The following is a 26,724-nucleotide window of genomic DNA, read 5'->3' on the forward strand; positions in this document are numbered from 1 at the left end:
AAATGCGTCAGAACATGTCGTCTATAACGGTATACAATTAATTATACCGGAAACGACTGACAGATTCTAAATTCTAAAATTACAATGATTAATGTAAATGGGTACCGGCCGATATTCTGGCGGTGCATTGATCTGAATTTGAGTAAATTTGGTTGCAGAAAAAGACTTGTCAATAACAGCAAACTGATGTTTTACCGGAATCTCTGAAACAGTACTTAAAAAATCAACAGTAAGATAATCAGATTTCTGAGAATCGTCTACTTTTACTATTTTGATCTCTGTTTTGCAGCATCCCTTTTTGTCTTTAACACCGCATTTTCCACAGATATCATCTACTTTCTGGCTTACAGAAACAAATTCTTTCATGCAATAATGAATGCTAAAAGCCGCTCCGGAAGAAAACCCGAAGTAGAAAATAGAAAACAATATGGCAAGAATCTTTTTCATTGGTAGGACAAAGGTAAAAATATCTCTGAAACCTTTGTTATAGAATTTGGTAATGTTGTTATAAAATTCAGGAAAATAAAAAAGCTTCCGAAAATTCAGAAGCTTTTTATTGTATTATTTTATCTCGCGTATTAAGCAAATTAGGCAGATTTTCATGAAGGCCTTTGCTTACATTTTAATTTATAGTTTGAATTCCAGTTTTACATTGAAGAAACGTCCTGTAAGACGCACCGGAACCGGATACATATAATTGCTGTTATAATCTGTGATCCATTGGTTGGCTACCGTATTGTTGATGTTAAAGGCATTGAAAACCTGAACACCTAATGTCAGCTCTTCAAAATTACCCCAAAAGCCGGATCTCTTATTCTTTTCTTTCGGATCGATAAATACTTTTGTCAATCCTAAGTCTACTCTTTTATAGGCAGGAAGAGTCTGCTGATAATTATAAGCTGAGCCAAAATCAGGCTGTCCGTTACTGTTGAACATTACCGGAGCTCCTGTAGGTAATCCCATAGCATATACCAAAGTAAGATTTACACGCATAGACGGGAAGCTTGGCATATAATCCTGATAGAACATAGCAAACCTCAACCTCTGATCTGTAGGTCTCGGAATATCTCCTCTTCCATCAATATTCTCATATACTCTTGCATAACTCGCAGACAACCACGAATCTACACCCGGAACAAATTCTCCAAATAATCTTGTATCAATACCGTACGCATATCCTTTGGAATTATTCTGCCCTGAATAACGGATTCTTACATTATCCATATAATACGGGATAAGGTTATCCATTTTCTTATAGTAAAGTTCCGTAGTCAGTTTAAATGGTCTGTCATACATCTGGAACTCATAATCATTGGCAAGAATTACCTGGATAGAACGCTGTGACTTTATATTAGAATTAAAATTACCGTCTAAATCTTTGATCTCTTTATAGAAAGGAGACTGATAATAAATACCCCCTGAAATTTTAAACAACATGTCACTTTCCCAATCAGGCTTTATAGCAAACTGTGCTCTGGGAGAGAAAATCGTTTCTTTATTGAAACTCCAGTTGGCAACACGTACTCCGGCATTCACAAATACTTTACTGGCTCCCCAGTAGAACTTCTGTGAATACTGCGCATATGCAGAAAGTCTTGTAGGTTCAATATTATTTTGTCCTGCAATATAATAAGCCAATTTAAGATCACCTGTAGTTCCTGTTCTCGGATCGATAACTTCCGGTCTTGGAAGACTGTATCCTGCGGAATCTACCAATTTCCATTCATTGGTAAGATCTTTAAGGTTTTCTTTCTCATATTTAAATCCAACTTCAAAGTCAGTGTTCACATTAGGAGAAAATTTGGCTCTGAACTGAGTTCCATATGTTCTTACAAATAAGTCGTTTCTTGCATGTTCTATCTGTCCACCAACATCGAAAGACGTCACAGGCTGCTGTGTCACCGGATCAAATGTCTGAAGCTCGTATGCTGACTGTATTGTATAATATTCTCTTTCTCTGTTCTGATAGGCAAAAGCATCCAAGGTAAGCTTCCATTGGTCATTCGGCTTATAGTTCATGGAAAATGTACCCATCATATTCTTATACTGGTCATTTTCTTTACCTGCATATCCTATATTCACTGTAATAGGCTGCTGAAGACTTCCGAATGTTACACTTTTCGCCTTAGGGATCATCTCATAATCATTCTTGGAATAATATCCGATGAATGACATGGAGAATTTATCACTGACATGATAATTCAGATAAGACTGGAAATCCCAATAGGTTGGATTAAAGTCTGTATCTTCCTTTAATGTATTAAGAACAAGATTGGTATTTCTGTATCTACCGGAAAATAAGGCTGTAAACTTCTTATTTTTTGAAGCCAGACCTGTAGTTAGTCTTCCTCCAATTAAACTGGCTTCTCCTGAAACTTCAAATTTTTCAGGTTCACGGTAATAGATATTTAAAGCAGAAGACATTTTATCACCATATTTGGCTTCAAATCCCCCTGCAGAGAAATTTACTGCAGAAACCATATCCGGATTGATGATACTCATCCCTTCCTGTTGTGAGTTTCTGATCAGGAAAGGTCTGTAGATCTCAATATCATTAATGTAGATAAGGTTTTCATCATAGTTTCCACCACGAACCATATATTGGGAAGACAGCTCGGTATTGGAGTTTACGGAAGGAAGTGTTTTAAGCAATCCTTCAATTCCACCGTTGATAGAAGCCACAGATTTTGCTTCTTTTGCTGAAATTCTTACATTGGTAAGGTCGTTGGTTCTTCCTGTTGTTTTTTTCTGGAAGACAACTTCCTCTATATCGGTCACTTTAGTGGTCGCTGTATCCTTTTTTCTTTGTTGGGAGAAAATCAGCATAGGGACCATAAGGCTTAGCGGTAAAACTAGTTTTTTCAAAAGAAATGTTTTAGAATTTCTAAAATTAATGTTTTTTTAACAATTACAAAATTGATTCTCTAATTCTTGTTAGTTTTTGTAACAAATCTTCTAATAAATCTAATCTTAACATGTTGGCACCATCAGACAATGCTGTTTCCGGTGTAGGGTGTGTTTCTATGAAAATTCCGTCTGCGCCAACTGCAATTCCTGCTTTGGCAACGGTTTCAATAAGGTCTGGTCTTCCTCCTGTAACACCTGAGCTTTGATTAGGCTGTTGCAGAGAGTGTGTGACGTCCAAAATTACAGGAGCATATTCTCTCATTGTAGGGATTCCTCTGTAATCCACAATCAGATCTGTATATCCGAAAGAATTTCCTCTTTCAATAATGGCAACTTTCTGGTTATCGGAATCAGTAATTTTCTGAACTGCAAACTTCATTGCTTCGGGTGAAAGGAACTGTCCTTTTTTCAGCGTAACACATTTTCCTGTTTGTGCTGCAGCCACTAATAGATCTGTCTGACGTACAAGGAACGCAGGAATCTGTAAAACATCTACATATTGTGCCGCCAATGCTGCATGCTCATTTTCATGAATATCCGTTGTTGTAGGAATATTGAATGTCTCTCCTACTTTTTTAAGGATTTCAAGAGATTTCTCTTCACCAATGGTTGTGAAAGAATCTACACGGCTTCTGTTGGCCTTTTTGAAACTTCCTTTGAAAATATAAGGAATATTATATTTATCTGTGATGCTTATTACTTTTTCAGCAATTCTCAATGCCATATCTTCTCCTTCAATAATACAAGGTCCGGCAATAAGGAAAAAGTTCTTTGAATCTTTGTGCGAAATATTATCTAAATACTGAATCATTTTGTTGTAATTAAAAAGTTCAGTAAAAATACTGAGAAAGTTTCACAAATGGAAATTATTTGATTGCTTTAACAGGCTATGGTTGCAATCGTTTTTGAGTCTTTTGGATTTCCGATTATTAAATCGATACATGCTTCGACAGGCTCAGCATGACACTCCTAATACTATCTGTTATATTAGATAACCAGTATAGGAGACACGTCGGGTTCACACTACATTAAAGGTTAATTACAGCAACGTCATGCTGAATCTGTCGAAGCATTGTGATAATTTATTTAGAATTTCTTCAGAACCTTTTCAAACGTGTTCACATTTCTGCTTGTAAACTGATCTTTAAGACTTTTTTTACCTAGTACTTTTCCAAAGGTAGAATCTAAGGTGTTTCCTTTTGGAACCTGCCAGTAAAAAATCTCATTGACAATTTCTGCCTTTTCATTTTCTGCCTGAGCTACTTTTCGAAACTCTTCCATCAGAACTTTTTCAACGCCTGGAATTCCAACAAAACTATAAATATGGAAGTTTTCATTCTTTTCAAAAGGAATATTGGTCCAGAAAACCTCTATCTCTGCCTGAGATTTTACAAACAGAAAGGCTTCATAAGAAAAATGATCCGACATGGCTTTTTCAAGAACCGCCTTTAAATCCTCTACATTTTTGTCTGAAGAAAATACAATATTTCCGGAAGCCAATATTGAACTCACATCTTTCATACCGGCATCTTTAAAAACCTGGCATACATCAGCCATTTTCATATTGGTTCCTTTTACGTTGACGCCGCGGAGAAAAGCACAGTATTTCATTTTTTAGGAATTAGGTTTTAGATAATAGGTTGCAGGTGTTTTGAGTTTGAGAGTATTAGAGTAAAAGAGTTATTTGATCCTTGTTTCTGAACTCACTACGATTTTCAATCTTTTAATCAACCCTAATGTACAAATTATAGTCTGTTCCGGAAGGTTTCAGATTGTAAATTTTTTCTAAAATCTTATTATCACTTTTCAGATGATCTTTCACACGGAATTCCTTCAAAAGTCTATAATGGGTTTGATAATAGAATGAATTTGCATTGTTTCCTTCGTATAGATTTTGGTAAGAAAGAAGATATTTCGGTTTTCTTGTTTTTACAGTATTGATCCAGTAGTTTACTTTATCCTTTTTAATCTCTTCCTGAATCTGTTTATCAACCAATCCAACCTCATCAATTGTTTTTAATCCTGAAAAGTAAGGTACATAACCCGCCGGTTCCAGTAAAATCCATTGATTTTTATCTTTTTCATATTGATTTAAAAATGTTCCAATCGTTCTTCGGTAGTTCCACTCCCCGTTTCCTGTTGCAATACAGTGAACTGTCTGGAAAACAAGCATTGGGAAAATATAGAAAATAACAAGTAATGACAGCCACAGGTTTCTCTTCTCTTTCTGTTCCAGTACAAAAATAAGAACAGGAACAAAAAGTAAAATTTGTGGAACCCAATAGTACCAATCGAACAAACTTTTCTGAGAAATAAAAATAATCTGTTTTGCCCATCCGAAAAGAAAGATCATCCATAAAAAATAGTTTCTCTTTTCTCTTTGTCTGATCAGATAAATAAAGCAAAGCAACTCAAAAATCAATATTACAACAGTCATAGGATTGAAATCTCCGGGAACTTTCAGCATTCCCCAAAAGTTTCCGAAACTCTTAAAAAAGTAACCCATATGCTGCTGGATCGTAAAGTTCTCACTATAAAGAAGTTTTTTTGCTGTAATGGTATTATTAACCAATTCTCCAAAGTAAAACCAGTTGAAAGCAACCGTAGATAAAACACCAAGAACGCCTCCAAAAATATAATTCCATCTGATTTTTCTGTTCCAGAATAGATCTACGAGAAACACAATTCCCAAAAATATTACGGTATCAATCCTCGTAAACATAATTAACATAGGAAGAAATGTCAACACCCATTTTTTTCCTTTATGAAGCCCATAATACAACAGTGCCATTTCCAGGAAAAACAGGATTCCATACTCCATTCCGAGAATTGAAATTTTAATAGCTGGTGGTAAAATGCCGATCAAAAATATAAAGATAGCTTTATGCCACGGGTTTTTAAGAACCAAATGGGAAAGCAGCAAAGTTCCTATCGTAAACAGTATAGAATTAAAAATCAAAAGAGGTTCAATAAAGTTTTCTTTTCCAAAAACAAGATTGAAAAGGTAAGATACAAAAACATACAAATGGGTGGTAGATGCAGAAATTTTGGCATCTCCATTGAACCCGATTACTCCGTAATCCAGTAGATTCTGAGCCACTCTCCAGGTAATAAATGCATCCTCCTGGATGTAATGTGTCAATAAAAAAAGAAGTTTAAAAGCAACTGTAGCAATTACGGCATAGATGGGGAACCTGCTATTTTTTGTTTCAGCCATTATGTATTTTTAGTTTCACAAATATAATCTTAATATTCAGGAATCCCAATAATAAAAAAACGGGACCGAAGTCCCGTTTTAAAATATTTTATTTTGTTGCTTTGATAATTGCTGTCGTTATCTGATTTTCTTTTTCCTTAGAATAAGTAGAATCATAAGGCTCCATTACATCAAATAAATACTGGTAGAATGGCGTGATCTGCTGTACATTTTCAGACTCTTTCATTGCCTTCTCTTTGCCCATTTCCTGAAGATCTTTGACAAATACATTGAACTTCTTATCAATAGGCTCTATAGATTTTACCAGATAAGCATATGCTTTTTCTTTCTGTCCGATCTTTGTGTAAGCATCCGTTACAGCAGCTACTACAAGAGAATATTCCATAGGTTTTGTTCTCATTTGTCTTCTCAAATAGTTTTGATCTGCTTTGGAAAGGCTTAAATAATAATCGTATTCTTCAAAGATTCCTTTTTTAAGAACCTCAGCAATCTGAAGACCTTTGTGCTCCTGGCCTGCAATAATGTATCCTGATACAATTGAGCTTAATGAACGAGGGTCGTTATATTTCTCAGCAGGAATTTCTTTTGCTGCAAGATCCAGAATTTCTAATGCTTTAGCTTTCTGTCCGTTTAATGCAAGTGCTGCTGCAGCTCTGCTCGCTGACATTCTGTAGCTGATAATATTAGACGTAGCCGTTTCATCAAAGTGAGCATTTAAGTTTTTGAAGTTCCCCCATCTGAAGCTTTTCACTACATTATAAAGAGAATTAGCATCTACTCTTCCCATATCTCCATCAGCCGTTGGAGGTGTTTGGATAGGGATTAATCTGTAGCTGAATCCATCAAACTGAAGGTAATCGTTAAGATAGAAAATGTTTTCACTGTCATAAATACCTCCTGATGAGAAGTTGATTGGACGCTTCCAGTCGAAGTTCGCTAAAAGATCCATCAAAATAAGATTATTTTTATACAATGTATTTCCTTTGTAGGTAATCATGATCTGATTAGCAACATATGGAAGATCTTCTTTGTTGATGATTCCTGCTTTTAAAGCATTTTCTTTATTTACAGGAAGAATGAATTTGTTGACCGGAAGAATGTTATATTTTTCAAATTTCTCTTCCCCAAAATACATTTTCAACAATTCGTCTTTTTCAGGAGATTTGAACTTAATGAAATTAATCGCTTCTTTCAATGTTAAAGAATCCTGAGTAAGATACTTTCTGAAAGACTGGAATTCTGTTTCCGGAGCTCCCTGCTCTTTCAACATAGAGAAAACACCTTCCCAATCTTCTTTCTTCATCATGTAGATCTGGTCATTTACACCATCTCTGTAATCTTCGTGTGTCAGCTGGCTAGGGATTCCCATAGCGTTATAAGTTCTCCTTTTTATCTGGTCAAGATTCCATGGAGTTGAAGCAAGGGTAAAGTTCACTACCTTCACATCATCTCTGAATCTTTCTGTTTCCTGGATTGCCCAAACCGGGTAAGTATCATTATCTCCGTAAACGAAAAGGATGTCGTTTTTCGGTAATGATTTTAAAACTGAATAAGCGTAATCGTAAGCTGTATATCTGTTGCTTCTGTCATGAACATTGTAGTTCTGGAAGCCCATCATGAAAGGTACACCTAATAAAACCACTCCCAAAGCAATGTTTGCTCCGTTTGATTTTATTTTAGACTGTAAGAACCATAGAATTGCTCCTGCTCCCATACCAATCCATATCGCAAATGCGTAGAAAGAACCTACCATTGCATAATCTCTTTCTCTCGGTTCAAAAGGTTTTACTCCTGTATAGAAAACAATACCTACACTTGTTAAAATAAATAAAGATAACAGTGCATAGAATCTTCCGAAGTCTCTATTTAGTTGGAAAAAGAATCCAATCAGACCTAAAATTAACGGAAGGAAGAAGAATTTTACCGTACTTTCATTTTTGAATTTAGCAGGCATTTTATCCTGGTTTCCTACCGTTACATTATCTATAAAAGGAATTCCGGAAATCCAGTTTCCTTTTGTGCTTTCCATGTTTCCTTCAAGGTCATTCTGTCTTCCTACATAATTCCACATCAGGTATCTTACAAAGTAATACCCGTTCTGGAAAGAAATGAAATACTCCATATTCTGAAGGAATGATGGCTTCTGAACATTGATAAGGTTATAAGGTTTTACTTTCAGATAATCTGCTGCAGTGATTGACTTGTCTTCATATTTTGCTCTCAGCTCGTCAAAGATCTGCTTAGCCTGTGGATTATCTGCCACATCTTCATTAGCATAATTGAATGTAAAATCAGGAGCACCATACATTGAAATATAGTTAGCCATTACATCCTTGTCCTCATTAAACATTCTCGGCATTAAGCTTACCTGAGATTTGTTGAAGACATAGTTGAAACGATCTCCGGTCTTTCTGTAAGTTCCGGTTTTTTCGTCTTTTTCGTAAATTTCTCCTGTTTTTTGAGTCTTAAAGCTTCCGTCTTCGTTCTTCTCAATTCCGTTAGCATCAAGGAATGCTGTATAGTTTTGTCCGTAGATTGTAGGCCAGTCACCATACTGCTCTCTGTTATAATAATCCAACATACCAATTGCAGTATCCGGATCATTAAGGTTCATCGGCGGATTAGCATTGGCTCTGATAGGAATAACCATCCAGCAAGAGAATCCGATCATCATAAAAACCACAGATAATGCTGCAGTCTGGTAGATATTTTTCTTTGCTTTCTTTGCATATTTGATTAAGAAATAGCAGATCGCTACCATTAAAACAAAAGCGGCAATTGTTCCTGAATGGAAAGGAAGTCCAAGACCATTCACGAAGAAAATCTCAAGTCTTCCGAACATAGTCATAATCAAAGGGAAGATAATTTTGAAAACAATAATCAAAATCCCCAATGTAATAAGGTTTGCCCAGATAAAGTTTTTCCAGGTAAACTTATAGTTTCTTGCATAATATACCAGACATACTGCAGGAATTGCCAGCATACCCATCATATGCACTCCTACCGAAAGTCCTAAAACGAAGAAAATAAGAATAATCCATCTTTCACTGTCTCCCGCTTTGTACTCATTTTCCCATTTGGTGATTAACCAGACCAAAAGCGCGATAAACATAGAAGCCATAGAGTAAACCTCTCCCTCTACTGCCGAGAACCAGAATGTATCTGAAAAGGTAAAGCAAAGTGCTCCCACAGCTCCGGCAAATAAAATAGAGATTTCCTGATGTTTTGTAATTTCTTCAAAATCTTTGTTTAAAAGTCTTCTCACAAAGTGTGTGATCGTCCAGAACAAAAATAAAATAGTCAGCGCACTGAACAATGCAGACATCGCGTTGATCACGATAGAATAATTTTCGCCTTTCCCTAATGCAAAAATGGCTGCCACGGCACCCACTATCTGGAATAAAGCAGCTCCAGGAGCGTGCGTTACTTCAAGTTTTACTGCAGAAGAAATGTACTCGCCACAATCCCAAAAACTGAAATTGGGTTCTATGGTGGACAAGTACGTGAAAAACGCAATGACGAAAATCACCCATCCTAAAACGGTGTTCCATTGCCTAAAAGTCCAATTTTTCATAGTATTAAATCAATTATGCGAAAATAAGGCTTTTATCTTATTTTATGCGGGTTTTAACAAAATTTAAAAATTTTGGCGTAGTATTTGCGATTATAGACGTGTCAAAACTGTAAATACGAAAATAACTTTTTACAAAACTATGCCCTAGAAATCAAACAAAAGTTTAGTAATTATTTATTTTTTTGTATTTTTGCAGTCAGATTTTTATTGAAAATAACAAATAATGAGTAATGTTTACGATAATATTCTTGGCCTAATAGGACACACTCCGATGGTGAAGCTAAATACTGTTACAAAAGATATTCCAGCAACCGTTTATGCCAAGTTAGAATCATATAATCCTGGACATTCCACCAAAGACCGAATCGCACTTCACATTATAGAGAACGCAGAGAAAAAAGGCCTTTTAAAAGAAGATTCTGTAGTTGTAGAAACTACGTCCGGTAATACTGGGTTTTCTATTGCGATGGTATGTATCATTAAGGGATATAAGTGTATTCTTGCAGTAAGTGATAAAACAAAACCTGAGAAAATTGCTTATCTGAAAGCATTGGGTGCTACGGTATATATATGCCCGGCCAATGTACCAGCAGATGATCCAAGATCATACTATGAAGTAGCTAAAAGAATCGCCCAGGAAACTCCTAATTCTATTTACATCAATCAATATTTTAACGAGCTTAATATTGATGCGCACTATCAGACGACGGGTCCAGAGATCTGGGAACAGACAGAAGGTAAGATCACTCACCTTTTTGCCTGTACAGGGACTGGTGGTACGCTATCCGGTTCTGCCAAGTTTTTGAAGGAAAAAAATCCGGATATCAAGATCATTGGTGTGGATGCAGATGGTTCTATACTGAAGAGCTATCACGAGACAGGAGAAATCCATAAAGAAGATGTACATCCTTATCAGATTGAGGGAATGGGTAAAAACCTGATCCCTGCGGCCCTTCTTTTCGACAAGGTAGATGAGTTTGTAAGGGTAAATGATGAAATGTCCGCGTACAGGACCCGCGAAATTGCTTTGAAAGAAGCCATTATGGGAGGTTATACTACCGGAGCTGTGACACAGGGATTAATGCAGTATGCCCAGTCCCATGAGCTTACAGAAAAGGACCTGATTGTTTTAATATATCCTGATCACGGATCCAGATACATCACTAAAGTATACAGTGATCAATGGATGGCCGAGCAGGGATTTGTCAACAACTGTGTTCACAATTATGACGAAGTTTTCAAAACGGAGTTTATCAAATAAAAACGAATAAAATCACAATACAATAAAGCCTTTTGCGTGTTCAGACAAAAAAGGCTTTATTACTTAAAAATTACGATACAATGTTGGATATTTTTGAAAGAATAAAAGAAAATCCAGGACCACTTGGACAATTTGCAGATTATGGTGAAGGCTATTTTATTTTCCCAAGATTAGAGGGACCTATTGGCCCTAGAATGCAGTTTCAGGGTAGAGAAGTAATTTTCTGGAGTGCCAATGACTATTTAGGTTTGTGTAATCATCCTGAAGTTATAGAAGCAGATGCAAAAGCGGCTGCAGAATATGGAATGTTCTATCCAATGGGAGCAAGAGCAATGTCTGGAGAAACAGATCAGCACCTTCAGCTGGAAAGAGAATTGGCAGACTTCGTAAAAAAAGAATCAGCATACTTATTGAATTTCGGTTACCAGGGAATGGTTTCTACCATTGATGCATTGGTGAGCAGAAATGACGTTATTGTTTATGATATGGATTCTCATGCCTGCATCGTGGATGGAGTAAGGCTTCATTCCGGGAAAAGATTTACCTACAAGCACAATGATATGGAAAGTCTTGAGAAAAACCTTCAGAGAGCAACTAAGGTAGCTGAAGAAACAGGAGGAGGTATTCTTGTTATTACAGAAGGTGTTTTCGGGATGAGAGGCCAGCAGGGGAAAATCAAAGAAATCTGCGATCTTAAATCTAAATACCAGTTCAGACTATTGGTAGATGATGCACATGGTTTCGGGACACTTGGTAAAACGGGTGCCGGTGTGGGTGAAGAACAGGACTGCAATGATCAGATTGATGTATACTTCTCTACGTTTGCTAAATCAATGGCTGGTTTCGGAGCATTCCTTGCGGGTGACAAAGAAATCATCAGATATCTGAAATTCAACCTGAGATCACAAATCTTTGCAAAATCTCTTACAATGCCAATGGTAATCGGAGGATTGAAAAGATTGGAACTGTTGAGATCTAAACCTGAGATCAAAGCTAAACTTTGGGAGAATGTTTACAAACTACAAAACGGACTTAAGGAAAGAGGATTCAACATTGGAGACACCAACACTTGTGTAACTCCGGTAATGATGCAGGGAACTCCGGTAGAAGCAACTCTATTGGTAAAAGACTTAAGAGAAAATTACGGTATCTTCACATCTGTTGTTGTATATCCGGTAATTCCGAAGGGAATGATTCTTCTAAGATTAATTCCTACCGCTTCTCATACAGATGCAGAGATTAATGAAACTCTGGCCGCATTTGAAGCGATTCATGATAAATTAGTAAGTGGTTACTATAAAGAGCAGGAGCAAAAATTACTGCAGGAACAAGGGTTAAGTTTTAAACCGATTTAATTTAAGAATAAAAAAAAACCACTGATTGATTCAGTGGTTTTTTATTTAAATAACGATAACAACACATGAAACTTAGAGGTTATGCATTGGGGATTCTGTCAGCTGTTTCATATGGGCTGATTCCTATTTTTATTCTGCCTATCAAGCAGGCACATTTTTCGTTGGATATTACTCTGTTTTATAGATTTTTCTTTTCAGCTTTAATGGTTGGAGGATATTTACTGTATTCCAAAGAAAGTTTTAAAATCAATAAAAAAGAAGCGTTAATCCTGGCTATACTTGGAGTCTGTTATGCCCTTTCTTCGGAGTTCCTATTTTTAGGGTATGACTTCCTTACTGCCGGAATTGCTTCTACAGTTTTGTTTATTTATCCGGTTATCGTAGCCTTGATTATGTTTTTCTTTTATAAGGAGAAACTTACCTGGTTATCAGTTTTTTCTTTACTTCTCGCTTTCACCGGAGTTATTGTTTTATGCTTAAAAGGAACAGGATTGGAGATTAATTTTACAGGGTTGGGAATTGTAATGCTCAGTTCATTATTCTATGCGCTGTATATGGTTATTGTTAACAAATCGAATATGAAGGTTTCGGGGTTTAAGCTTACTTTCTACTCTATGCTTTTCACATCCATGTTCTTTATGACTAAAGCTATGGCAGCCAATGAGTCGTTCGCTATTCCTTCAGTAGAAATCTTTCTTAACTTCCTTATTTTTGCATTTCTTACTACCGTTATCTCCAGCCTTTGTCTTGTCTATGCAATCAAATATATCGGATCTACTCCTGTATCTATTTTAGGCGCTCTGGAACCAGTTGTTGCTGTATTGGTCAGTGTCTTAATGTTTCATGAAAGGTTCACTTCTAATCTACTTATCGGGATTACTTTAATCCTTTTTGGAGTTACCCTCAATGTGATTGGTGACCAAAAGAAAATAGGCCACGTCTAGAAATTATATTGACTGACTGATATATAAAAGCCGGACTTCTTCATGAATCCGGCTTTTTTGTATTTCTTAAGTAAGTAGTTTTTATAATTTTGATTGAGCTTCTGCTAGGCTCACGGTTTTTCCCAATGCTCCAAACTCATGCAGATCTCCAAAAACTTCAATACGAATCGACTGGTCAATCCCTCCTACTTTTAAAGGATCAAATCCTGCATTTTTAATAACATCTTCAACATCCTTATCAACTGCCGCATCGTCTGAAGCATAAAACAATACTGCTTTCTCAGGATTTCCATTGGAAGCTCCTGCAAGACTTCCGGCACCCAATGTTCCGAAAGCTTTTACAAGTTTGGCACCCTGAGGAAGTACAGCTCTGTTAAGTTCTCCGGCAGATTCTTTTTCTCCGATAATCTTTTTAAATCCTCCATTTCCATCCGGAGTAATAGGATTTGAGACATCAATAATAGTTTTTCCTCTCAGAATTTCCTCATGATCATTAAAAAATTCCTTAAAAGCACCAAACCATATTGCAGGTATAATAATATCTGCCGTACTGATCGCCTGATCAATATCCATACTTTGAGCGAGACCATTAGACTGTTGAGCAAAGTCAGCCGACTCTTCATTATTTCTTGATGCTACAATCACCTCGTGGCTATTATTAATTAAATCACCTGCGATTGCTTTTCCAATATTCCCCAGACCGATTACGGCCACTTTTTTTAATGTTTCCATTTCTTTTGATTTTTAATATTTATCTATGTCAAAATTAGCAGGAAAGCTATCCAAAAAAAGGCAAACTAGTTTAAGAAATCATCTTGACATTTGGTAAGACAAATCGTTAAACTAGTTTCATATAAAAGCGGGTATGATCAGCTCTTAATTCTTCGCTGCCTGATTTTACTTAAGAATTGAGGTGTAATTCCCAGATAAGACGCAATCTGTGTATTGGGAAGTCTGTTGGCCAACTGAGGATAATGTTTGAGGAAAAATTCATATTTTTCTTCTCCTGTTGCACTTATATTCTGAAGCACCCGATTTTGGAGTTCAATGAATTTCTGTTCGATAATCACTCTGAAGTTCTTGTCGAATTTGGGATAGTAAGTATAAAGAAACCAAAGATCATTTTTTTCAATTTGCAAAACAGTAGAAGTTTCAAGAGCGGCAATATACAACTGACTTGGTTTTTTATTATGAAAACTGTCTATATCCACAATCCAATCATTTTCTGCTGCAAACTGAAGATTATGTTCTTCCCCGTTACCATCTATATTGTACATTTTTAAACACCCTGAAACTACAAATGTATAATATTGACAAACCTCGTTTTCTTTCAGGATAAACTGTTTTCGCTTGATTCTCCTTTCCACAAACCGTTCGTTCAATACCTCAATTTCTTTCTTTGAAAGCGGAATATAGCTTTTAAAATATTCTACAAGCGAAATGGTTTCTTTTGACATTGTAAATAAAACTTTTTATACAGATCCTGAATAAATCACCATGACAATATATCAAAAAAAAAACGAACCGGATATACATATGAAGAGTTTCAAAAAATAATATCAAAGTACAAACTCAATTGCGTTCTTTTTTATATCAATAATAATCAAGCAATAGACAAGTTCAAAAAGCAGATTATTTGTGAAAAAATATAATATTTGAACTTAAAAACCCATCTATAAGAAAAATATTTGAAAAAATAAATACTTTACTTTCTGGCATAACAAAATTTATCTGATTATATTGCATCTGTCTATTAATAGGTGTTTCCCCCACTTAACAGGCCAATGTATATACTTTTAAAAGCCGATGAAAGAATTGCAAAAACTCACCAAAGATCAATTATACAAAAAACTCAAAGAAAAATCCGAAAATCTATATACCATTGCTCACGAAGCTCTGGAAAACAATTTCTTCAATGAAAGCTCTTTAGATGAAGAAAGTCTTGCCGAGTTTCTTGAAATGCTGGATGATGAAACAGCAGAAAAAATAAAAGATGCTTCACTTCACATTAATAATGAAAATGACGCTCCGGAGATTGTCCTAATAGAGAACGAAAACAGTACTTCCCTTGAATTGATTACCGAAGAAAATGAAGGCTATAAAATCATTTTCATAGAAAGTGATATTCATTTATCCAAAACCCTTTTTGTTGAAGACTACATCGTTCTTATTGCAGCAGGTAATATACAGGCAGAAAATATTATCATCAACGGTTCACTTTACTGTTCCGGAAATGTTACCAGCAAAGTGTTATTCGGAGCATCAGGCAATGATAATGAAACGTATATCGGTGGAAGTATTATGACTTCTCTCATTGCAGAAAACGGACATTATACCGTTGCAGAAGGAAATATATATTCCAGATATTTAATTAGTTTTCATAACGAAATAACAGGAAAAACCGGAAAATTCATCGAAAATATCAGCCTGGAAAAACCTAGTGAAATTGGGCTGCTGAATCCTGAAATTCTTGACGAAGACGGATATTTTGATGAAGATTCTTTTTTAAGCTTTATCAATACCAATCCTCCGGATGCCTTATTTGTTAAACCGGCTAACTTATTTTGATACAGCAAATATCTCAGCATTTATCATTCTACAGGAGGTAATTTATTATTTTACCATCCCTCTTTAGTTTCTGTAGAGTGTACCACTGTTTATAATCAGGAGAAAAAATTTTTTTCTAAAAAAACTTTAGAATAACTTTGCAAAAAATTTCTGTTGAAAGACCTGCTTCTTATTACTCCGCCTTTTACCCAACTTAATACTCCTTACCCTGCAACGGCTTATATTAAAGGATTTTTAAATACCAAAAATATTTCCAGTTACCAGGTAGATTTGGGGATTGATGTTATTTTGGAATTATTCTCAAAAGACGGAATTCAGAAGGTTTTCAGCAAAAAAATTAATCTTCAGGATACCTCTGAGAATTCTCAGAGAATCTATGCCTTAAGAGAAGAATATATCAAAACCATAGATCAGGTTATTCTGTTTTTACAGGACAAAACGCCCACCTTGGCAAGGCAGATCTGCAGTATGAATTTCCTTCCTGAAGCTTCCCGTTTCAACCAGCTGGATGATATGGAGTTTGCTTTTGGAAATATGGGTCTTCAGGATAAAGCCAAACATCTGGCAACCTTATATTTAGAAGACATATCAGATTATATTGTCGAAAATATTGATTCTGATTTTGGTTTCAGCAGATATGCAGAACGTTTGGGGAAAAGTGCCAATTCTTTTGATGAATTGTATTCAAAATTATCCGGAGGTTCAACATTTATTGATGAATTTACATTAAAAATTCTTCGTGAAAAAATAGAAATGGTTCAGCCGAAACTGGTTTGCTTTTCAATTCCTTTTCCCGGCAATCTGTACTCTGCTTTTAAATGTGCGCAATGGATCAAAAAGTTTTATCCTCACATTAAAATTGCGATGGGCGGAGGTTTTCCCAACACTGAATTAAGAGAAATTAAAGATCAGAGAGTTTTTGAATTCTTTGATTTTATTACTTTAGATGACGGTGAACTTCCTATAGAACTTCTTCATCAAAATTTAGAAATTTCCAATGGAAAAAGTGAATTTAAGAGGACTTTTCTCATCGAAAATCATAAAGTTGTTTATAAGAATAATTCTAAAAGACACGATTATAAACAAGCTGATATTGGTACTCCGGATTATACGGATTTAAAACTGGACCAATATATTTCCGTTATCGAAATCGCCAACCCCATGCACAGTTTATGGAGTGACGGAAGGTGGAACAAACTAACGATGGCACATGGATGCTACTGGGGAAAGTGTACATTCTGTGATATTTCTTTAGACTATATCAAAATCTACGAACCTATTTCTGCTAAAATCCTGGTAGACCGAATTGAAGAATTGATCAGAACAACCGGTGAAACAGGATTCCATTTTGTGGATGAAGCCGCACCGCCTGCCTTAATGAGAGAGGTTGCTTTGGAAATCCTCCGAAGAAATCTTGTTGTTACCTGGTGGACGAATATCCGTTTTGAAAAAAGCTTCACCCGCGATTTATGCTACCTCCTGAAACTTTCGGGATGTGTTGCTGTTTCCGGAGGTCTTGAAGTAGCCAGTGACCGATTGCTGAAATTAATTGACAAAGGAGTTTCAGTAGAACAGGTTGCCAATGTAACAAGAAATTTTACAGAAGCCGGAATTATGGTGCATGCTTATCTGATGTATGGCTACCCTACTCAAACCGTTCAGGAAACAGTTGATTCTTTAGAAATGATTCGACAGATGTTTGAAATGGGAATTCTTCAAAGTGGTTTCTGGCATCAGTTTGCGATGACTGCCCACTCACCTGTTGGAATGAACCCAGAAGATTTTGGAGTAGTTCCGGTAAAACAAGAAATTCTGTTTGCCAATAATGATATAGACTTTCAAGATAAAACCGGAATTGATCATAACAGGTTCAGTTTCGGATTAAAAAAATCTTTGTTCAATTTTATGCATGGAGTGAATTTTGAACTTCCGCTTCAGGAATGGTTTGATTTTAAAATTCCGAGAACAACTATTCATCCGGATTATATTCACGACTGTCTTTTAGAAAATGAACAGTTTCAATTGAAGGCAAACTCAAAAGTTGTCTTTCTGACCAAAAATGTAATCGCTGAGAATCGCGTAAAAAATAAAAAGAAATATTCAGGTACGTATACGATACTTACATTCCACTTAAAAACCAATATTGTAAAGGTTGAGCTGGAACAGGAAAAGGCAGAATGGCTGGTAAATGTATTGGAAGAGAATTCCATTGAAAACTCAAAAAAGCCTACTATTCAACAACTTAAGACTCAATTTGAGGAAAGTTTTGAAGATTTTGAACTATTCTGGTTCTCAAAACCGATGCAGCAACTGAAGGAAAATGGAGTGATTTTAAGTTTATAAAAAATTTTCATTTTTATCAGGGATTTTTGAAAAGGGATCAATTTCTGTAAATTGTTAATTTTCTCTATGAATAAAACCTGTTTCGATTGAATGATAATCTTTCGTGGATTTTGCAGATTACGCAAATTTTGATTTGAGAGGATAAAACATTCTATTTTTACATTCAGAAGAGATCAAATCAAAATGTATCACTACCATAAATAAAACGGCAAAATATTTCCCTCCTCTTGAGGGATGGCAAAAATTCAAAGAATTTTTGACGGGGTGGTTAATATAAGTTAATAGTCTTTTATAAGTTTTGGCTAAAGCACATTCCTATTGATATAAAAGTCTGTTTGTTTCTGATAAATAATTAATTTTGAGTTTCTTTTGATACAGCGCCCACCGATACTTTTTCCTGTATTTTAATAAAATTAGGATCCATAATAGCCATTCGTTCAGCAAGTGCTTTATAGGTTGGGAATTTCAGGATAGAAGCTCTGCCGGACATTTCTTTATAAATTGTAAAAGACTTTCCGCCTGCTGTTTTTAATTGCTTTGTGGTAGTAATATATCTACCGATAAGCTTGCTTTTGGCATCATAGATCTCAATATCTATAGATGTTTTATCCATGATTGTATCTTGTGAGCCGAAACTTACTGGCAGATTGGTAAAATATCCCACCGGAACACCATTACTTAGTATCTCTCCCACTTTATTAACCTCAATATTCAGCTTATCTATTTTCTTTCTGATAGTGTAAGCATCTTTGGTTTTACTGTCCAGTTTTCTTTTGGGAACATTTGAAAAAATCTCATCCAGGTTTTTCACATTGATACCCTTATTATCAATTATTTTAAGATCCTTAACCGAAGTAAAGACTGCTGACTTTTCTTCACCGGAGAACGCAGAAGGTGATGAATAGTCAATTTCAATCGTCTTGTCTCTATTGTATACCCTATTGATACTGATATAACTGTCGCGAACAGAATCAACGATACTTTTATCAATGAATTTTATAGTATACATTGGGGTTTCCTTCAGATCCATAAACGTGTATTCGCTGGATTTGTTAGACAGTTTCGCTACCGGAATACCATCCAGATTGATAATTCCTCTCTTGGTTTTGATATTCTGAGCATGAAGGAAAACACCCAGAACTGTAAAGAATATGATTATGCCTCTCTTCATACAATCAGACTTTTACAAATAAAAAAAGTGTAACACAAAGTTACACTTTCTTGAAAATATATTTAGCTTTTCATTTAATTATTCACAAAGGATAATACCTTTATCATGATTAAATTCTACAACACCGCTTTTGATAGCATAAGCAAAAACAGAGTCTTTTCCAGCTTCTTTGGTAAAGTTTTTAGCAAAAGCTTCATCAATAGAATTAGCATAAAGCTTTACATTACCTCCGATCAAAGAAGAAACAATTCCCGCGTGGTTTTTCATGATGTGAAATTCACCATTTTTTCCAGGCAACAATACTGAGTCTACTTCTCCTTCAAAAACTACGTATTCTGGTGTTAAAATTTTTATATTCATTTTAATTTAGATTTGAAGATTTCAGATTTCAGATTTCAGACAACCTTAAAGTCTCATGTCTGGTATCTTTTATCTTTATGTCTAATTATTAAGCGTTTTCAGCTAACATTTTTTGTCCTGCTTCGATAGCTTCTTCGATAGTTCCTTTCAGGTTGAAAGCAGCTTCTGGTAAGTGATCTAATTCACCATCCATAATCATAGTAAATCCTTTGATTGTATCTTTGATGTCTACTAGAGATCCTGGGATACCTGTAAACTGTTCTGCTACGTGGAAAGGCTGAGATAAGAATCTCTGAACTTTTCTTGCACGGTATACAACAGATTTATCTTCTTCAGAAAGTTCTTCCATACCAAGGATTGCGATGATATCCTGAAGAGCTTTGTATCTTTGAAGAATTTCTTTTACTCTTTGAGCACAGTCATAGTGTTCCTGACCGATAACTTCCGGAGCAAGGATTCTTGAAGTAGAAGCTAATGGATCTACCGCTGGGTAAATACCTAATGAAGCAATCTTTCTGTCAAGTACCGTAGTTGCATCCAAGTGAGCAAACGTAGTTGCAGGAGCCGGGTCAGTTAAGTCATCCGCAGGTACGTATACCGCCTGTACTGAAGTAATTGAACCATTTTTAGTTGAAGTAATTCTTTCCTGCATCGCACCCATTTCAGAAGCAAGAGTTGGTTGGTAACCTACCGCTGATGGCATACGACCAAGAAGTGCAGATACCTCAGAACCAGCCTGTGTAAAACGGAAGATGTTATCTACGAAGAAAAGTACATCTCTACCTTGTCCGCTTTCTCCACCGTCTCTGTAGTACTCAGCTAATGTAAGACCAGAAAGTGCTACTCTAGCTCTTGCACCTGGCGGCTCGTTCATTTGTCCGAAAACGAATGCAGCTTTAGAATCTTTCATAGCTTCTAAGTCTACTTTAGAAAGGTCCCAACCTCCGTTTTCCATAGAGTGCATGAAATCATCACCATACTTGATAATACCTGATTCCAACATCTCTCTTAAAAGGTCATTTCCTTCTCTCGTTCTTTCACCTACTCCGGCGAATACAGAAAGACCTCCGTGTCCTTTTGCAATATTGTTAATCAACTCCTGGATCAATACTGTTTTACCTACACCGGCACCACCGAACAAACCAATTTTACCTCCTTTTGCATAAGGCTCAACTAAGTCGATTACTTTAATACCTGTAAATAAAACTTCTGCAGAAGTTGAAAGTTGATCAAATTTTGGAGCTGGTCTGTGAATTGGTAGACCACCTTCCTTAGAAATATCTTGAAGTCCGTCGATAGCATCACCAACAACGTTGAATAGTCTTCCGTTTACAGCCTCTCCAATTGGCATCATAATAGGATTTCCGTATCCAATTACGTCCTGCCCTCTTTTAAGACCGTCAGTAGCGTCCATTGCGATACATCTTACTGTATCTTCGCCAATATGTTGTTCTACCTCTAAAACTACTTTTTCACCGTTTTCTTTTGTAATTTCTAACGCGTCATAGATTGCTGGAACAGCTTCCACATCTGTGAAGACAACGTCGATTACCGGACCAATAATTTGAGAAATTTTACCTTTAATTTGGTTTGCCATTGCTAAATTTTTTCTTGGTGCAAATATAGTGATTCTTCATAAACCCGCAATTGGTAAAAAAAAGATTTTTATCATGCTTTTGAGAATAGATTATTTTAGTATTATAACGATATAACAATGAACCAGTGCTGTAATATTAAGGTTATAGGTATTACTCTATTGTTATATTGATACATTGGCACATTATTTCTATATTTGCAGTCAAATTTTTCCGTTTTGAAAGTTTTCAAGAATTTTACAGATTATTCCTCACAGAAGCCTTTAGCATTGTCTTTAGGAATGTTTGACGGGGTACATCTCGGGCACAAGAGTATTATTGATGAACTGACTAAAGTAGGTACAGAGAACAATATGGAAACTGCTATCCTTACTTTCTGGCCGCATCCAAGGTTTGTTTTTAATCCCAATAAAGATTTAAAACTTCTGAATACATTAGAAGAAAAGAAACAGCTGGTTGAAAAGTATGGTATTGATAATCTGTTCCTGAAGGAGTTTGATGAAGAATTCAGAAACTTAACCGGAGAAGAGTTTGTGCGCCAGATTTTAATTGATAAACTCAACGTTAAATACCTTATTATAGGATACGACCATTCTTTCGGAAAAAATAAAAGTGGAAATTTTGAACTTCTTCAAAAATTATCCAAGGAGCTTGATTTTGATGTTGAACAAATGGAAGCGATCAATATTCACGAAAACAATATCAGTTCTACGAAAGTACGTAATGCACTTTTAACAGGAAATATTAAGGAGGCCAACGAAATGCTGGGATACTCCTACTCTGTTTCAGGAACGGTAGTTCATGGGAAGAAGATCGGAAGAACAATTGGCTATCCAACGGCCAATATTGATACGGAATCCATTAAGCTTTTGCCTAAAAAAGGAGCTTATATTGTAGAAGTATTCGTAAAAGGCAACCTATATAAAGGAATGCTGAGTGTTGGAACCAACCCTACAGTAAATGGAGAGAAACTCACTGTGGAAGTTTATATCCTTGATTTTGATGGAGATATTTATGATGAAGAAATTACGGTAAACTTCAGAGATTTTCTTCATGATGAAATCAAATTTGAAGGTCTTGAAAAACTGATTGAAAGACTGGATGAGGATAAAAAATTAACACAGGAGTATGATTTCAAGGAGTAATAATTTTGACTTTCTAAGACTTGTTTTTGCGAGTCTTGTTATTATTACCCACTCCTATGCTCTTTCCGGAGCTGCTCAAGGTGATCCTTTATCACAGCTTACCAACAGCCAGATGGAATTCTCTTATCTTGGAGTTCATGGTTTTTTTATTATCTCCGGATATTTAATTTTTAAAAGTTTACTGCGCTGCAAAGGCCTTTCTGATTTTTACTGGAAAAGACTTTTAAGACTATTTCCTGCCTTATTAGTTGTACTTTTCCTTACCGTTTTGCTGGCACCCGCAGTTTATGAAAGTTCCGTTCCTTACTTACAGAACAAATCTGTTTACACTTATATTCCTCAAAATTTAACCTTATTCTTCCGGCAAAAAGGTATTGACGGTGTTTTTGAAAACAATCCTTACAAACATAGCATCAATGGAAGTTTATGGACCATATGCTACGAATTCAGTATGTATGTAATGGTCTCTTTGTTATTCTTTATCCGTAAAAAAGCTTTTGTAAAAACTGTTGTTATCCTATTATTTATCTCAAGCTATATCTTAACTATTTTTCAGCCTTATTTTCTATATGGAGTATTTGTGAAAATGGGACTAGGAAGTAATCATTTTTATAATCTGATGTGCTTCTTTGCAGGTGGTATGGTATTGACTTATCTGAATATCAATAATAAAAAAACAGAAAATATCATCATCCTGCTTTCTTTTATCGTTCTTATCATCAGTTTATATTTAAATATTTTCAAATATACCTGCTATATTACGCTGCCTTTACTGGTTATTCTTCTTGGTGAGAGATCTACCCGATATCTCAATAAAGTAGGAGAAGTGATTGGAGACACATCTTACGGAATTTATATTTATTCTTTTCCGATACAGCAGGCGCTGATGTATTTTTTTAAGCTTGACACGGTTATGTTATTTATATTTTCATTACCACTTTCAATTCTCCTGGGATATATTTCCTGGCACCTGATTGAAAAGAAAGCATTAGGATATAAAGATTTATTTGCTAAAAAGGCTATTCAGTGATGAATAGCCTTTTTATTTATTTCAATACTTTTAAGTATATTTTCTGAGGTTCGTTGCTTAGTTTCACGTTAGGAAACTGTTTGTCATAATCAATAAAAATATCCCCTTTTTCATCTGCTTTTCCGTTTCCGTCAGAGTCCCAGCTTATTGTTACATAATATTTTGCCGAAACTACAGGTTTTGGATTGATCTTGCTTTCAGCATCCTTGGGTACTGGCAGATCAATAGTGAATGGTACAGATTTCTGCTCATATTCTTTTTCTGTGATTAATGTAGCAGGAGCATCTGCCAGCTTTTCATCTGCTCCATATAAACTTACTTTAAGTTTTGGATTTTTAATTGTAAAATTCTCTGTTCCCGAAAATTCTATTTTAATATGATCAGAAGAAGCTTCTGCAGCTGAGGCAGCAGGAGCTGGATCTTCAGCAGTATTTTTCTTTACTGGCTTGGTACAGCTTGACAGCATCAATGTACCTGCTGCTACGAATAATAAAAGATGGTTTCTCATTTGTTCTTTATTTTGTTACTATTAATTATATATTTCACTGATTGTAGATAACAAATTCTATACCTTAACTCTTACTATCTTATAAGGAATTTACTGCATTCTGAGCCTTCTTTGTCAAGGATTGAAAAACCAAATCATAGGAATGATCAATGAGTTTAAAGATCAGATCTCTTTTCAGGCCATCTGCTGTTACAGAATTCCAATGGGTTTTATTCATGTGATAAGCCCCTGTGATCTGAGGATACTTTTCACGGAGCTCTGCACTCCATTCGGGATCTGTTTTTACATTAATCGCTAACGGTTGTCTTTCAAGCCCCATCAGTAAAAACATTTTGGTATCTACTTTCAAAACAAGGGTCTCATTATCAAACGGAAAGCTTTCCGTAACTCCTTTTTTGGCAAGACAGTAATCTAAAATTTCGTTGGCATCCATATCAAATATAAGTAATGAGTGATCAATAATTAGTAATGATTAAATGATATCTGATATAATTCTTTAATCTTTGATTCAAATTTAGTAAATTTAAGAAAGAAATAATCTCACAAATCACAATTATTATGAAAGCTCTGGTAATAGGTGCTACAGGCGCCACGGGAAAAGATCTGGTACATCAGTTACTCAATGACACAGAGTTTGATGAAGTTGATATTTTTGTTAGAAAACCTGTTGATATTCAGAACGAGAGGCTTAAGGTTCATGTTGTGAATTTTGAAAAGCCTGAAGAATGGAAAGATATGGTGAAGGGAGATGTGGCATTTTCGTGCCTGGGAACCACTTTAAAGGATGCAGGAAGTAAGGAAGCCCAAAAGAAAGTAGACTTCGATTATCAGTATGAATTTGCAAAAGCAGCAAGAGAAAATGATGTGGAAGATTATATTCTGGTATCAGCCTATGGTGCAAATCCGCAATCAAAGATTTTCTATTCCAAAATGAAAGGTGAGCTGGAAGAAGCTGTAAAGCTGCTGCATTTCAATAAAATTACTATTTTCAAACCGGGAATGCTTGAACGAAAAGATTCTGAAAGAACCGGAGAAGTATTGGGAAGCCGCATTATCAAATTTGCTAATAAATTGGGGCTATTAGAAAGCCAAAAGCCTCTACCCACCAATATTCTGGCAAAAGCAATGATCAAATCTTCAAAAATAAAAAGTAACGGATACTCCAGTATAAAGCTTGGAAATATTTTCTGTTTTGCGGAGAAAACTAATGAATAATATTTCAACTAATTTTCTGTTTTGTTGCATCAATAATCTGCGTGATCCATTTGTAATACGGTAATTTTTTAAGTTTTAAAATTAATTCATAAGGAATATTTTCAGTTCCGATCAATGTTCCCGCAATTTGTCCGGCAATTGAAGCGTTCGTATCAGTATCTCCTCCAGAGCTGATAATTTGTTTAAACATTTCTTCCAGACCTAAATCAATAATTTTAGTTGAACAGTAAATTGCGAAAGGAACAGAATTAACAACATAGCCATTATTGCCCAATTTTGATATTTCTGAAATTGAAGAATTATTTCCTGTAGAATTAATTTCGATTAATCTATCTCTTACATTTGTATCAGGGATTTCCGGAATAATAATATCAAAAAGATTATTGCTTCCATTCCAATCAGAATTGAGGATTGCTTTTATAGAGAGAAAAACCGCCAAAGCTCCAGAAAAGGCTTCATCATTTCTGTGTGTTATTTTACACGCTTCGTAAATATCTTGCCTTGTAATTTCTGAAAAAAAAGCAAAAGGAGCAATTCTCATCGCTCCTCCATTTCCTGCAGCAAACTCTCCAATTCGTCCAGCCTGATTCCAATGAATACCGGCTTCTGTATCTAAAATTGCCTTAAGTGTAGAAGCGCCAATCCCTGTTAATTTGTTGCTTCTGTAGTATTCTATAAATTTGTTGATAAGATTTTCAGGAGTAAAACTACCCTCAGACAAAACTTCACAAGTTGCCAAAGTCATTTGTGTATCATCCGTAATACCCCAGACTCTTCGCTTTATGTTTTTTTTTCCTAAATAATAAATCTGTGAATCATCGGTTTCAACTTCATTTTCATAGCTGCTTCCCCACGCATCTCCAATTGCTCCGCTAATGATACAAGCTTCAAACCGATCCAAAGAATCCATGTAATAATTTATTATTTCAGATATTTTGTAATAGCCTCATCTGTAGGCTTTGTAGTACTTACAAAAGAATCAATCAGTTTTCCGTTTTCGTCAACCAGAAATTTGGTAAAATTCCAAAGAATGGTTGTGTTTTTTACTCCGTTTAATTCCTGTTCTGTTAAATACTTGAAGATTGGAGCTGTGTCATCTCCTTTCACAGAAACTTTAGCAGCCAAAGGGAATGTCACTCCGTAATTTTTCTGGCAGAAAGCGCCAATTTCGGTATTGGTTCCAGGCTCTTGTCCTCCAAAATTATTGGCAGGGAATCCTACTACAACCAGTTTATCTTTATATTCCTCATATACCTTTTCAAGATCAGCATACTGAGGGGTAAACCCACATTCTGAAGCGGTATTGACAATCAGGATTTTTTTTCCTTTGAAATCTGCAAAATTGATTTCTTTCCCGTCAAGACTTTCTACTTTGAAGTCATATATTGTTTTTCCCATAAGTTCAATGGTTTTGGCTTTAGAAATTTCACTTTTTTGATTGGTGCAGCTTTGCAGGAATGCTATACAAGAAAGCAGCAGTAAAAAAATATTTTTCATTTTTTATCATTTTGTGCAGCCGGGCTGCAGTTGA

Annotated in this window: 23 protein-coding genes; 8 read left to right on the forward strand and 15 right to left on the reverse strand. The window is 35.5% G+C overall.

All coding sequences use genetic code 11. The features are described from left to right. Nucleotides 1-66 precede the first annotated feature (66 nt). The 6 genes from KIK00_RS04935 to KIK00_RS04960 all read right to left on the reverse strand — a co-directional run bounded on the left by KIK00_RS04935 (nt 67) and on the right by KIK00_RS04960 (nt 9,698). Entirely contained in the window at nt 67-447 is a 381-nt protein-coding gene (locus KIK00_RS04935; RefSeq protein ID WP_255815463.1) for a hypothetical protein, read from the reverse strand. Between the two features lie 180 nt (nt 448-627). Continuing rightward, entirely contained in the window at nt 628-2,865 is a 2,238-nt protein-coding gene (locus tag KIK00_RS04940; RefSeq protein ID WP_255815464.1) for a TonB-dependent siderophore receptor, read from the reverse strand. A 43-nt stretch (nt 2,866-2,908) separates the two neighbouring features. Next, nucleotides 2,909-3,718 (reverse strand): 3-deoxy-8-phosphooctulonate synthase, encoded by an 810-nt coding sequence (gene kdsA / locus KIK00_RS04945; protein ID WP_136522329.1) that lies wholly within the window; start codon nt 3,716-3,718, stop codon nt 2,909-2,911. A gap of 275 nt (nt 3,719-3,993) precedes the next feature. Next, nucleotides 3,994-4,518 carry a DUF1697 domain-containing protein gene (locus KIK00_RS04950; RefSeq protein WP_255815465.1) on the reverse strand — a complete coding sequence of 175 codons (525 nt, stop codon included), beginning with the start codon at nt 4,516-4,518 and terminating at the stop codon, nt 3,994-3,996. Between the two features lie 112 nt (nt 4,519-4,630). Further along, complete coding sequence (locus tag KIK00_RS04955) at nt 4,631-6,124, reverse strand: hypothetical protein (RefSeq protein ID WP_255815466.1); 1,494 nt, start codon at nt 6,122-6,124, stop codon at nt 4,631-4,633. An 88-nt stretch (nt 6,125-6,212) separates the two neighbouring features. Beyond that, nucleotides 6,213-9,698 carry a DUF2723 domain-containing protein gene (locus tag KIK00_RS04960; protein ID WP_255815468.1) on the reverse strand — a complete coding sequence of 1,162 codons (3,486 nt, stop codon included), beginning with the start codon at nt 9,696-9,698 and terminating at the stop codon, nt 6,213-6,215. 223 nt (nt 9,699-9,921) lie between these two features. Here KIK00_RS04960 and KIK00_RS04965 point away from each other — a divergent pair, with 223 nt between their 5' ends. The 3 genes from KIK00_RS04965 (at nt 9,922) to KIK00_RS04975 (ending at nt 13,258) form a co-directional block, all read left to right on the forward strand. Then, the gene (locus KIK00_RS04965) at nt 9,922-10,959 is read left to right on the forward strand and encodes a PLP-dependent cysteine synthase family protein (RefSeq protein ID WP_255815469.1); all 1,038 of its coding nucleotides are present in this window, start codon (nt 9,922-9,924) and stop codon (nt 10,957-10,959) included. Between the two features lie 83 nt (nt 10,960-11,042). Beyond that, complete coding sequence (locus KIK00_RS04970; protein WP_255816652.1) at nt 11,043-12,314, forward strand: pyridoxal phosphate-dependent aminotransferase family protein; 1,272 nt, start codon at nt 11,043-11,045, stop codon at nt 12,312-12,314. 65 nt (nt 12,315-12,379) lie between these two features. Beyond that, entirely contained in the window at nt 12,380-13,258 is an 879-nt protein-coding gene (locus KIK00_RS04975; protein WP_255815470.1) for a DMT family transporter, read from the forward strand. A gap of 81 nt (nt 13,259-13,339) precedes the next feature. Here KIK00_RS04975 and KIK00_RS04980 read toward each other — a convergent pair whose 3' ends face one another. Both KIK00_RS04980 and KIK00_RS04985 read right to left on the reverse strand, forming a co-directional pair. Next, a complete protein-coding gene (locus KIK00_RS04980) occupies nt 13,340-13,990 on the reverse strand; it encodes an NADPH-dependent F420 reductase (RefSeq protein WP_255815471.1) in 651 nt (216 codons plus the stop codon). A 137-nt stretch (nt 13,991-14,127) separates the two neighbouring features. Next, nucleotides 14,128-14,715, reverse strand: coding sequence for a Crp/Fnr family transcriptional regulator (locus KIK00_RS04985; RefSeq protein ID WP_255815472.1), 588 nt, complete (start codon nt 14,713-14,715; stop codon nt 14,128-14,130). Between the two features lie 349 nt (nt 14,716-15,064). Here KIK00_RS04985 and KIK00_RS04990 point away from each other — a divergent pair, with 349 nt between their 5' ends. Next, a complete protein-coding gene (locus tag KIK00_RS04990; protein WP_255815473.1) occupies nt 15,065-15,826 on the forward strand; it encodes a hypothetical protein in 762 nt (253 codons plus the stop codon). Between the two features lie 153 nt (nt 15,827-15,979). Then, complete coding sequence (locus KIK00_RS04995) at nt 15,980-18,169, forward strand: radical SAM protein (RefSeq protein ID WP_255815474.1); 2,190 nt, start codon at nt 15,980-15,982, stop codon at nt 18,167-18,169. A gap of 352 nt (nt 18,170-18,521) precedes the next feature. On the opposite strand, the gene KIK00_RS05000 is transcribed toward KIK00_RS04995, so the two are convergent. From KIK00_RS05000 to atpD, 3 genes are all read right to left on the reverse strand, one after another. Further along, nucleotides 18,522-19,340, reverse strand: coding sequence for a hypothetical protein (locus KIK00_RS05000; RefSeq protein WP_255815475.1), 819 nt, complete (start codon nt 19,338-19,340; stop codon nt 18,522-18,524). A gap of 78 nt (nt 19,341-19,418) precedes the next feature. Next, nucleotides 19,419-19,700 carry a F0F1 ATP synthase subunit epsilon gene (locus tag KIK00_RS05005; protein ID WP_047374542.1) on the reverse strand — a complete coding sequence of 94 codons (282 nt, stop codon included), beginning with the start codon at nt 19,698-19,700 and terminating at the stop codon, nt 19,419-19,421. 88 nt (nt 19,701-19,788) lie between these two features. Continuing rightward, on the reverse strand, nt 19,789-21,297 hold the full coding sequence (gene atpD / locus KIK00_RS05010; RefSeq protein WP_077417072.1) for a F0F1 ATP synthase subunit beta: 1,509 nt from the start codon (nt 21,295-21,297) through the stop codon (nt 19,789-19,791). A 216-nt stretch (nt 21,298-21,513) separates the two neighbouring features. Here atpD and KIK00_RS05015 point away from each other — a divergent pair, with 216 nt between their 5' ends. Further along, the gene (locus KIK00_RS05015; RefSeq protein ID WP_255815476.1) at nt 21,514-22,440 is read left to right on the forward strand and encodes a bifunctional riboflavin kinase/FAD synthetase; all 927 of its coding nucleotides are present in this window, start codon (nt 21,514-21,516) and stop codon (nt 22,438-22,440) included. Further along, nucleotides 22,424-23,470 (forward strand): acyltransferase, encoded by a 1,047-nt coding sequence (locus KIK00_RS05020; RefSeq protein WP_255815477.1) that lies wholly within the window; start codon nt 22,424-22,426, stop codon nt 23,468-23,470. Before KIK00_RS05015 ends, KIK00_RS05020 begins: the two co-directional genes overlap by 17 nt. A gap of 16 nt (nt 23,471-23,486) precedes the next feature. On the opposite strand, the gene KIK00_RS05025 is transcribed toward KIK00_RS05020, so the two are convergent. Further along, complete coding sequence (locus KIK00_RS05025; protein WP_255815478.1) at nt 23,487-23,978, reverse strand: YbaY family lipoprotein; 492 nt, start codon at nt 23,976-23,978, stop codon at nt 23,487-23,489. Nucleotides 23,979-24,057: 79 nt separating this feature from the next. Further along, nucleotides 24,058-24,411 carry an MmcQ/YjbR family DNA-binding protein gene (locus KIK00_RS05030; protein WP_255815479.1) on the reverse strand — a complete coding sequence of 118 codons (354 nt, stop codon included), beginning with the start codon at nt 24,409-24,411 and terminating at the stop codon, nt 24,058-24,060. Between the two features lie 125 nt (nt 24,412-24,536). Between KIK00_RS05030 and KIK00_RS05035 the strand changes: the two genes are divergently transcribed. Next, the gene (locus KIK00_RS05035; protein WP_255815480.1) at nt 24,537-25,193 is read left to right on the forward strand and encodes an NAD(P)H-binding protein; all 657 of its coding nucleotides are present in this window, start codon (nt 24,537-24,539) and stop codon (nt 25,191-25,193) included. Between the two features lie 4 nt (nt 25,194-25,197). Here KIK00_RS05035 and KIK00_RS05040 read toward each other — a convergent pair whose 3' ends face one another. Both KIK00_RS05040 and KIK00_RS05045 read right to left on the reverse strand, forming a co-directional pair. Continuing rightward, nucleotides 25,198-26,103, reverse strand: a complete 906-nt coding sequence (locus KIK00_RS05040; protein WP_255815481.1) for an ADP-ribosylglycohydrolase family protein — start codon at nt 26,101-26,103, stop codon at nt 25,198-25,200. A gap of 11 nt (nt 26,104-26,114) precedes the next feature. After that, nucleotides 26,115-26,690 (reverse strand): glutathione peroxidase, encoded by a 576-nt coding sequence (locus KIK00_RS05045; protein WP_047374523.1) that lies wholly within the window; start codon nt 26,688-26,690, stop codon nt 26,115-26,117. Between the last annotated feature and the right edge of the window lie 34 nt (nt 26,691-26,724).

This window comes from Chryseobacterium sp. MA9, from assembly GCF_024399315.1.
Classification (GTDB): domain Bacteria; phylum Bacteroidota; class Bacteroidia; order Flavobacteriales; family Weeksellaceae; genus Chryseobacterium.

What these genes read in the sequence shown, in the direction of transcription:
- KIK00_RS04935 (WP_255815463.1), bottom strand. Translation starts at nt 447, where the DNA reads ATGAAAAAGATTCTTGCCATATTGTTTTCTATTTTCTACTTCGGGTTT.
- kdsA (WP_136522329.1), bottom strand. Translation starts at nt 3,718, where the DNA reads ATGATTCAGTATTTAGATAATATTTCGCACAAAGATTCAAAGAACTTT.
- KIK00_RS04950 (WP_255815465.1), bottom strand. Translation starts at nt 4,518, where the DNA reads ATGAAATACTGTGCTTTTCTCCGCGGCGTCAACGTAAAAGGAACCAAT.
- KIK00_RS04955 (WP_255815466.1), bottom strand. Translation starts at nt 6,124, where the DNA reads ATGGCTGAAACAAAAAATAGCAGGTTCCCCATCTATGCCGTAATTGCT.
- KIK00_RS04960 (WP_255815468.1), bottom strand. Translation starts at nt 9,698, where the DNA reads ATGAAAAATTGGACTTTTAGGCAATGGAACACCGTTTTAGGATGGGTG.
- KIK00_RS04965 (WP_255815469.1), top strand. Translation starts at nt 9,922, where the DNA reads ATGAGTAATGTTTACGATAATATTCTTGGCCTAATAGGACACACTCCG.
- KIK00_RS04975 (WP_255815470.1), top strand. Translation starts at nt 12,380, where the DNA reads ATGAAACTTAGAGGTTATGCATTGGGGATTCTGTCAGCTGTTTCATAT.
- KIK00_RS04980 (WP_255815471.1), bottom strand. Translation starts at nt 13,990, where the DNA reads ATGGAAACATTAAAAAAAGTGGCCGTAATCGGTCTGGGGAATATTGGA.
- KIK00_RS04985 (WP_255815472.1), bottom strand. Translation starts at nt 14,715, where the DNA reads ATGTCAAAAGAAACCATTTCGCTTGTAGAATATTTTAAAAGCTATATT.
- KIK00_RS04990 (WP_255815473.1), top strand. Translation starts at nt 15,065, where the DNA reads ATGAAAGAATTGCAAAAACTCACCAAAGATCAATTATACAAAAAACTC.
- KIK00_RS05000 (WP_255815475.1), bottom strand. Translation starts at nt 19,340, where the DNA reads ATGAAGAGAGGCATAATCATATTCTTTACAGTTCTGGGTGTTTTCCTT.
- KIK00_RS05005 (WP_047374542.1), bottom strand. Translation starts at nt 19,700, where the DNA reads ATGAATATAAAAATTTTAACACCAGAATACGTAGTTTTTGAAGGAGAA.
- atpD (WP_077417072.1), bottom strand. Translation starts at nt 21,297, where the DNA reads ATGGCAAACCAAATTAAAGGTAAAATTTCTCAAATTATTGGTCCGGTA.
- KIK00_RS05020 (WP_255815477.1), top strand. Translation starts at nt 22,424, where the DNA reads ATGATTTCAAGGAGTAATAATTTTGACTTTCTAAGACTTGTTTTTGCG.
- KIK00_RS05025 (WP_255815478.1), bottom strand. Translation starts at nt 23,978, where the DNA reads ATGAGAAACCATCTTTTATTATTCGTAGCAGCAGGTACATTGATGCTG.
- KIK00_RS05030 (WP_255815479.1), bottom strand. Translation starts at nt 24,411, where the DNA reads ATGGATGCCAACGAAATTTTAGATTACTGTCTTGCCAAAAAAGGAGTT.
- KIK00_RS05035 (WP_255815480.1), top strand. Translation starts at nt 24,537, where the DNA reads ATGAAAGCTCTGGTAATAGGTGCTACAGGCGCCACGGGAAAAGATCTG.
- KIK00_RS05040 (WP_255815481.1), bottom strand. Translation starts at nt 26,103, where the DNA reads ATGGATTCTTTGGATCGGTTTGAAGCTTGTATCATTAGCGGAGCAATT.
- KIK00_RS05045 (WP_047374523.1), bottom strand. Translation starts at nt 26,690, where the DNA reads ATGAAAAATATTTTTTTACTGCTGCTTTCTTGTATAGCATTCCTGCAA.